The sequence below is a fragment of the Pseudomonas sp. genome (assembly GCF_030696055.1).
GTDB lineage: Bacteria > Pseudomonadota > Gammaproteobacteria > Pseudomonadales > Pseudomonadaceae > Aquipseudomonas.
In genome coordinates this window covers 1-5,960 of sequence record NZ_JAUYNP010000129.1, presented here as the reverse complement: position 1 = coordinate 5,960, position 5,960 = coordinate 1, and the positions used below count along the sequence as shown (strand labels likewise).

General features: G+C 63.2%; 6 protein-coding genes. 2 read left to right on the top strand and 4 right to left on the bottom strand.

Annotated features, from left to right (window positions below):
- The 3 genes from Q8Q83_RS07660 to Q8Q83_RS07650 all read right to left on the bottom strand — a co-directional run.
- Positions 1-914 (bottom strand): NADH:flavin oxidoreductase (locus tag Q8Q83_RS07660; protein WP_305622562.1); only part of this gene is annotated, 914 nt, incomplete at its 3' end.
- Positions 915-967: 53 nt separating this feature from the next.
- On the bottom strand, positions 968-1,561 hold the full coding sequence (locus Q8Q83_RS07655) for a TetR/AcrR family transcriptional regulator (RefSeq protein ID WP_305622560.1): 594 nt from the start codon (positions 1,559-1,561) through the stop codon (positions 968-970).
- Between the two features lie 413 nt (positions 1,562-1,974).
- Positions 1,975-2,262 carry a PA4642 family protein gene (locus Q8Q83_RS07650; protein WP_305622558.1) on the bottom strand — a complete coding sequence of 96 codons (288 nt, stop codon included), beginning with the start codon at positions 2,260-2,262 and terminating at the stop codon, positions 1,975-1,977.
- Positions 2,263-2,590: 328 nt separating this feature from the next.
- Here Q8Q83_RS07650 and dauA point away from each other — a divergent pair, with 328 nt between their 5' ends.
- The gene (dauA, locus tag Q8Q83_RS07645; RefSeq protein ID WP_305622557.1) at positions 2,591-4,321 is read left to right on the top strand and encodes a C4-dicarboxylic acid transporter DauA; all 1,731 of its coding nucleotides are present in this window, start codon (positions 2,591-2,593) and stop codon (positions 4,319-4,321) included.
- A 183-nt stretch (positions 4,322-4,504) separates the two neighbouring features.
- Here dauA and Q8Q83_RS07640 read toward each other — a convergent pair whose 3' ends face one another.
- Positions 4,505-5,062: a hypoxanthine-guanine phosphoribosyltransferase gene (locus Q8Q83_RS07640; protein WP_305622556.1), complete on the bottom strand. Its 558-nt coding sequence runs from the start codon at positions 5,060-5,062 to the stop codon at positions 4,505-4,507.
- A gap of 248 nt (positions 5,063-5,310) precedes the next feature.
- Between Q8Q83_RS07640 and upp the strand changes: the two genes are divergently transcribed.
- Entirely contained in the window at positions 5,311-5,949 is a 639-nt protein-coding gene (gene upp, locus Q8Q83_RS07635) for a uracil phosphoribosyltransferase (RefSeq protein WP_305622554.1), read from the top strand.
- The last annotated feature ends 11 nt before the right edge of the window (positions 5,950-5,960 follow it).

Genomic DNA, 5,960 nt, shown 5'->3' with positions numbered 1-5,960 from the left:
AACTGCAGAAACTCGCCATCCAGGCCGACGCTGCCGACTGTGATGGTTGGCTTGCCGGTCAGTTTGCGCGTCCAGCCGGCCAGGTTCAGCTCGGAACCCTCGAACTCCGGCTCCCAGAAGCGGCGGGTCGAGCAGTGGAAGATATCCACGCCGGCGTCGCTCAGCGGCTTCAAAAAGGCTTCCAGGGCCTCCGGGGTTTCCACCAGACGCGCGCTGTAGTCCTGCTGCTTCCACTGCGAGAAGCGGAAGATGATCGGGAAGTCCGGGCCGACCGCGGCGCGCACGGCCTGGATCAGCTCGATGGCGAAGCGCGAACGCTGGGCCAGATCGCCGCCGTATTCGTCGCTGCGCTGGTTGCTGCCGGCCCAGAAGAACTGGTCGACCAGGTAACCGTGGGCACCGTGGATCTCCACGCCGTCCATGCCAATGCGCTGGGCATCCTTGGCGGCCTGGGCGAAGGCGGCGATGACCTCCTGAATATCGTCCTGGGTCATGCCGTGCACCACGACATGGCCTTCCTTAACTTTTTCGCTCGGGCCATAGCCCGGCACGCTGGCGTCCGGCTCGGTGCCCAGCTTGCGCACATTGCCCACGTGCCACAGCTGCGGAACTATCTTGCCGCCTGCGGCGTGCACCGCCTCGACCACTTTCTGCCAGCCGGCCAGGGCGTCTTCACCGTAGAAACGCGGCACGTTCGGGTAACCGTTGGCGGCCTTGTGGCCCACAGTGGTGCCTTCGGTGACGATCAAGCCAACCCCGCCCGCGGCGCGGCGCCGGTAGTACTCGACGACCTTGCTGTTGGGCACGCCGCCCGGCGAGAAGGAACGGGTCATGGGCGCCATCACCACACGGGTCGGCAACTCCAGCGCGCCCAGGCTGAAGGGTTGAAACAGCGCTTTTACTGGATCGGTCATCATTATTCCTCTAGCTCGCGAACCTTTGAACGGGCTCTACAGTTCTTAAAAAATCAGGCCTGCAACAGCAGCTGCAAACGGTGGATAAAGTCTTCTAGCACGCGGGTATTGCTCGACACTTTCAAGCGGGTCAGCGCGCCCTGCCAGGCATTGCTGATAAAGCTCGCCAGGTTGCGGCAATCCTCATGGGCGGCCAGTTCACCGGCGGCCTGGGCCTGCTCGAGGCAACCCTGAAGAATGTCCGCCGAGCGCTGCAGGATGGCATCCACCTCGGCACCCAGGGTCGGCGACAGTTCGGCCATCTCGAAACTCAGGCTGCCGATAAAGCAGTGGTATTCCAGGCGCTCCTGGCGGGCGAAGTGCTCCACCAGTTCGCCGTAGTAGCCCAGGATGCGCTGGCGCGGGCTGAGCAGCGGATCGGCCATGGCCTGGGCATAACGCTGCAAACGCGGCTGGTAGACCTGCTGCAGCGCCTGCAGGGCAAAGTCTTCCTTGCTGGCGAAGTAGTGGTAGAAGGAGCCCTTGGGCACCCCGGCGGCCTGGACTATCTCCTGCACGCCGGCGCCGTGATAACCGCGACGGGTCATCACCTCGGCGCCTTTGGCGAGGATCAGGTCACGCTTGTCGAGTCGGATACTGGAGTTCATGCCGGGCAGAATATGACCGGTCGTCTCGCTCGCCCAGCACTATTGATTTGCGTGATTAGCAGCGAGAAGCAGAGAAGATTTGTTCAAGTGGATTGAGCAGCGATCAACTCGTGGCTCAATCGGGGGAGGTATAGAACCTGTTCAAAATCTCGCGAGCTAGAGCCATGCAAGGCGCTACGTTAGTAACAGCCTCTGGCTGGTCAAAGCAGGCGAGAAACGCAGCGCAGCGTAGTAACAGCCAACGGCTGGCCCGTAGGGTGAGCGCAGCGAATCAAGCGGAGTTTACTGCTGTAAATGAGCATTACTCGTTCCACTCGCCCTTCGGGTCGCGCTAAAGCGCGTTAGCCGCAAGCGGCTTCCGAGCCTGCTTTTAACGCAGCAGGGCCGACGCGCAGCAGACTTTGGACAGGTTCTCAGCCGCGAGCGGCTTTGATTATGTCGATATAGGCGTCGGCAAAACGCTGATCCTGGATCAGGGCGATAAAGTCGTGGCCCTGGGCGTCCTTGGCATTGAGGTCGTAACCGGCGGCGACGAAGAAGCTGACAAAACGCTCGAAATCGTCGATGCGCAGGCCACGGTAGGCCTTGACCAGCTTGTGCAGCGACGGCGGCGTGGCATCGGCCGGCTCCACCGCGAGGAACAGCTTGATCGACTCGTCACTGATCTCTTCGCCAATCACCTGTTTCTTGTCTTTACGCATCATCAACTCCAGCATACCGGGCCTCGGGGGGCGGCAGTTTACCCCCGGCGCGGCCCGCGGCTCAACGCATCGGCGCTAAGCCGCACTGGCTTGCCCATGCTAGCAAGTGCGCGACAGCCGACTTAGAACCTGTTTACGATCTTGCGAGCTAGAGCCAGACAAGGCAAAAACAGCCGAGGAAGCGCAGTTTACGAGCTGTAAATGAGCATTCCGAGGCTGTTTTTAACGCCGGATGGCCGACGCGCAGCAGATAGTAAACAGGTTCTTAGGTCAACGCAGAGTCGGCAGCTCAGCCTCTATACTGCGGCTATCCAACGCGGAGCCATTTATGTCGCTACCCTTGCCACCGCTGTTCGCCGCCTGGCGGCAAAGCCTGCGTGCGGGCTATTCCTGGAAGAGCCTGCGCGGCGATCTGAGCGCGGGCGTTACCGTCGGCATTATCGCCATCCCCTTGGCCATGGCCCTGGCGATAGCCGTGGGGGCGGCCCCGCAGCACGGGCTGTATACCGTGCTGGTGGCCGGCAGCCTGATCGCCCTGTGCGGCGGTTCGCGCTTCAATGTCTCCGGACCGACCGCCGCCTTCGTGGTGATACTGCTGCCGATCACCCAGCAATTCGGCCTCGGCGGCCTGCTGCTGTGCACCCTGCTGGCCGGGCTGATCCTGATCATTCTGGGGCTGCTGCGCGCCGGCCGGCTGATCGAATTTATCCCCTACCCGGTGACCCTGGGCTTTACCGCCGGCATCGGCATAGTGATCGCCACCCTGCAGTTCAAGGACTTGCTGGGCCTGAGCCTGGCCACGCAGCCGAACAACTATATCGAGCAACTCAACGCCCTGTTGCACGCCCTGCCCAGCCTGCAACTGGGCGACAGCCTGGTGGCGCTGGTGTGTCTGGCGGTGCTGCTGATCTGGCCGCGCTGGGTACCCAAGGTACCCGGCCATCTGGTGGCGCTGTGCCTCGGCGCCCTGCTCGGGGTGCTGCTGGAAGCCAATGGCATCGCGGTGGCGACCATCGGCGAGCGCTTTAGCTACAGCCTGGATGGCGTCACGCATCCGGGCATCCCGCCCTTTCTGCCGAGCTTCAACTGGCCCTGGCTACTGCCCGGCGCCGATGGCCAGCCGCTGCCAATCAGCTTCGAACTGTTCCGCCAGCTGCTCGCGCCGGCTTTCGCCATCGCCATGCTCGGCGCCATCGAATCGCTGCTCTGCGCGGTGGTGGCCGATGGTATGACCGGCAGCAAACACGACCCCAATGGCGAGCTGATCGGCCAGGGCGTCGGCAACCTGATCGCGCCCTTGTTCGGCGGCATCACCGCCACCGCGGCCATCGCCCGCAGCGCCGCCAATGTGCGCGCCGGAGCCTTCTCGCCGCTGGCGGCGGTCATTCACTCGGGCGTGGTGCTGGTTGCCATCCTGTTTCTCGCGCCGCTGTTCAGCTACCTGCCGATGGCCGCGCTGGCCGCCTTGCTGTTGCTGGTGGCGTGGAATATGAGCGAGGCGCGCCATGTGCGCCATACCCTGCGCATCGCCCCGCGCAGCGATGTGCTGGTGCTGCTGACCTGCCTGAGCCTTACCGTGCTGTTCGATATGGTGCTGGCGGTGGGCGTCGGCCTGCTGCTGGCCGCCGGGCTGTTTATCAAGCGCATGAGCGACCTGACCGACACCGAGGCGCTGCCCAAGCATTTCCACCAGGCGCTGCACGACTTGCCCGAGCATGTGCTGGCCTACGCCATCCGCGGCCCGCTGTTCTTCGGCGCGGCGGAAAAGGCCCTCAGCGTGCTGCGGCGCTTTACCCCGGGAGTGCGGGTGGTGATAGTGGATATCAGCGCCGTGCCGCTGCTGGACATGACCGCCCTGGCGGCGCTGGACAACGTGCTGCGCGATTACCGCGAGCAACAGGTGGCCCTGATCCTCAGCGGGCCGACGCCCCATGTGCGCCTGCAACTGCGCCGCGCCGGCATTCAGCGCAGCGAAGGCCAATTGGTCTATGTGCAGGACCTGGCTCAGGCCCGGGAAAAGGCGCTGCGCTGGCTTAACCCAAAGGGCGATGGAGAATGAAGGCTCGGCGCAGAGTGTCGCTCTCGTAGCCCGGATGCAATCCGGGAAATTTGTATAGCCGCACAAACCGCTCCCGGATTGCATCCGGGCTACAGGGCTGGAGCTGGAGCGGATTGGTCGCCGCTATCTCAATCGCCCAAGCGAAGAGGCTGTGATTGAGATAGCGCGCCCCGCCTATAAGACTTACAGGCCCTTGACCGCATAGATGCCCGGCGCATTGCGCCAGTAGCCCTTGTAGTCCATGCCGTAACCGAAGATATAGCGGTCGATGCACGGCAGGCCGACGAAATCGGCTTTCAGGTCCGGGCGCGCCTTGCGCTGGTGGTCCTTGTCGATCAGCACCGCGGTGTGCACGGCGCGGGCGCCGGCGTGGCGGCAGAAGTCGATGATAGCGCCCAGGGTGTGCCCTTCGTCGAGGATGTCGTCGATGATCAGCACATCGCGGTCGATAAAGGAGATCTCCGGCTTGGCCTTCCAGAACAGCTCGCCGCCGCTGGTTTCGTTGCGGTAGCGGGTGGCGTGCAGGTAGGACAGTTCCAGGGGGAAGTCGAGCTTGGGCAGCAGCTTGCCGGAGAAGATCAGGCCGCCATTCATCACGCAGAACACCACGGGATTGCGTTCGGCCAACTCGCCGTTGATCGCCGTGGCGACTTGACCGATGGCCGCTTCCACTTCGGCCTCGCTATACAGGCAATCGGCTTCGGCCATGACTTGGCGGATATGCGCGAGATCGGCGGACATGCTGTTTCCTCTTCTAGGGTAGGTCTGCACTGCCCAGATAAGCTGACCAATGCGTCAAAATAAAAGCCGGCAAAGGTACGCATCTGCTCGGAACAGAGCAAGCCCCGGCGGACCAACTGCGTCAATTGTCGGCAATAGGCGCAATTTAGCCGCCAATGACCGGTTTCAGCCACGCCTCGCGCAGCCATTGGCCTGGCCAATGCTTTACTCTAAGGCAATTTTCGCCCGACCCGCCGGAGAACCCGCCCATGCCCATACTCGAGATCCGCCACCCGCTGATCCGCCACAAGCTCGGCCTGATGCGCCGCGCCGATATCAGCACGAAGAATTTCCGCGAGCTGGCCCAGGAAGTGGGCGCCCTGCTGACCTACGAAGCGACCCAGGATCTGCCCCTGGAAAGCTACGAGGTCGAGGGTTGGGCAGGCAGCGTGCAGGTGGAGAAGATCTCCGGCAAGAAGATCACCGTGGTGCCGATTCTGCGCGCCGGCATCGGCATGCTCGACGGCGTACTCAGCCTGATTCCCGGGGCCAAGGTCAGCGCCGTGGGCGTGGCACGCAACGAGCAAACCCTGGAAGCGCATACCTACCTGGAAAAGCTGGTGCCGGAAATCGACGAGCGCCTGGCGCTGATTATCGACCCGATGTTGGCCACCGGCGGCTCCATGGTCGCCACCATCGACCTGTTGAAGAAAGCCGGCTGCAAGGAGATCCGCGCCATGGTCCTGGTGGCCGCGCCCGAGGGCATCAAGGCGGTGCATGACGCGCACCCGGACGTCACCATCTTCACCGCCTCCATCGACCAGCGTCTCAACGAGCACGGCTATATCATTCCCGGGCTGGGTGATGCCGGCGACAAGATCTTCGGCACCAAGCAGAAGGACGCCTAGGGTCTGCTCCC

What these genes read in the sequence shown, in the direction of transcription:
- Q8Q83_RS07655 (WP_305622560.1), bottom strand. Translation starts at nt 1,561, where the DNA reads ATGAACTCCAGTATCCGACTCGACAAGCGTGACCTGATCCTCGCCAAA.
- Q8Q83_RS07650 (WP_305622558.1), bottom strand. Translation starts at nt 2,262, where the DNA reads ATGCGTAAAGACAAGAAACAGGTGATTGGCGAAGAGATCAGTGACGAG.
- dauA (WP_305622557.1), top strand. Translation starts at nt 2,591, where the DNA reads ATGTCGCTACCCTTGCCACCGCTGTTCGCCGCCTGGCGGCAAAGCCTG.
- Q8Q83_RS07640 (WP_305622556.1), bottom strand. Translation starts at nt 5,062, where the DNA reads ATGTCCGCCGATCTCGCGCATATCCGCCAAGTCATGGCCGAAGCCGAT.
- upp (WP_305622554.1), top strand. Translation starts at nt 5,311, where the DNA reads ATGCCCATACTCGAGATCCGCCACCCGCTGATCCGCCACAAGCTCGGC.